General features: G+C 71.7%; 1 protein-coding gene. It reads left to right on the top strand.

Annotation, left to right across the window (positions count from 1 at the left end; all coding sequences use genetic code 11):
- Nucleotides 1–1451: acyltransferase domain-containing protein (locus ACIBEC_RS47800; protein ID WP_396290930.1), on the top strand; the 1451-nt coding region annotated here is incomplete at both ends.

Raw genomic sequence — 1451 nt, 5'->3', positions numbered from 1 at the left:
TTGTCGGATGCGCGGCGCAACGGGCATCCGGTGCTGGCGGTGATCCGTGGTTCGGCGGTGAATCAGGATGGTGCGAGCAATGGTCTGACGGCGCCGAACGGTCCGTCGCAGCAGCGGGTGATCCGTGCGGCGTTGGCGGATGCGGGGCTGAGGGCGTCCGAGGTGGACGTGGTGGAGGCGCACGGTACGGGGACGCGGTTGGGTGACCCGATCGAGGCGCAGGCGCTGCTGGCGACGTACGGGCAGGACCGGCCCGCGGACCGGCCGGTGTGGATCGGCTCGCTGAAGTCCAACATCGGCCATTCCCAGGCCGCGGCGGGTGTGGGCGGCGTCATCAAGTCGGTGCTGGCGATGCGGCACGGGGTGATGCCGAAGACGCTGCACGTGGACGGTCCGACGCCCGAGGTGGACTGGTCCGCGGGGGCCGGCCGGTTGCTGACGGAGGCCCGTGCGTGGGACGACACGGGCCGTCCGCGCCGGGCGGGGGTGTCCTCCTTCGGCATCAGCGGGACCAACGCTCACGTGATCCTGGAGTCTGCGCCGGCTGAGGATCCGGCCGGGGCGGTGGAGGGTGCCCGGCGTCCTGGGACGGTGGTGTGGCCGGTGTCGGCGCGCAGTGCGGAGGCTCTGCGGGCGCAGGCGGGGGCGTTGGTGGCACGGGTGGTGGCGGAGCCCGGGCTTGATATGGCGGACGTGGGTTATTCGCTGGCGGTGGGGCGTGCGTCCTTCGAGCACCGTGCGGTGGTGGTGGGCGGGGACCGGAGCGAGTTGCTCGGTGGGTTGAAGGCGCTGGCGGAGGGGCGTTTGGCACCGGGGTCGGTGCCCGGCGGCGGGTTGGTTTCCGGTCGTGTGGTGTTGGTGTTCCCGGGTCAGGGTTCGCAGTGGGTGGGGATGGCTGCGGGGCTGTTGGGTGAGTCGGAGGTGTTCGCGGGGCGGATGGCGGAGTGCGGGCGGGCTCTGGCGCCTTATGTGGACTGGTCGTTGGCGGAGGTGTTGGGTTCGGAGGCTCTGCTGGCGCGGGTCGATGTGGTGCAGCCGGTGTTGTGGGCCGTGATGGTGTCGCTGGCGGAGGTGTGGCGTTCGTTCGGTGTCGTTCCGGACGCTGTGGTGGGCCACTCCCAGGGCGAGGTCGCTGCGGCTTGTGTGGGGGGCGGTTTGAGTCTGGAGGACGGGGCTCGGGTGGTCGCTTTGCGTTCCCGTGCGGTGGGGGTGTTGGCGGGCCGTGGTGGCATGGCGTCGGTGCCTCTGCCGGTGGGTGTGGTGCGGGAGCGGGTCGCCCCGTGGGCGGGGCGGTTGTCGGTGGCGGCGGTGAACGGTCCGTCGTCGACGGTGGTGTCGGGTGACGCGGACGCGGTGACGGCACTGGTCGACGGGCTGATGGGTGAGGGGGTGCGGGCGCGTGTGATCGAGGTCGACTACGCGTCGCATTCCGCGCACGTGGAGGAGATCCG

The organism is Kitasatospora sp. NPDC051164 (assembly GCF_044455625.1).
Taxonomy (GTDB): domain Bacteria; phylum Actinomycetota; class Actinomycetes; order Streptomycetales; family Streptomycetaceae; genus Kitasatospora.
The sequence above is the reverse complement of the archived record's forward strand: the minus strand, read 5'-3'. Positions and strand labels throughout refer to the sequence as shown.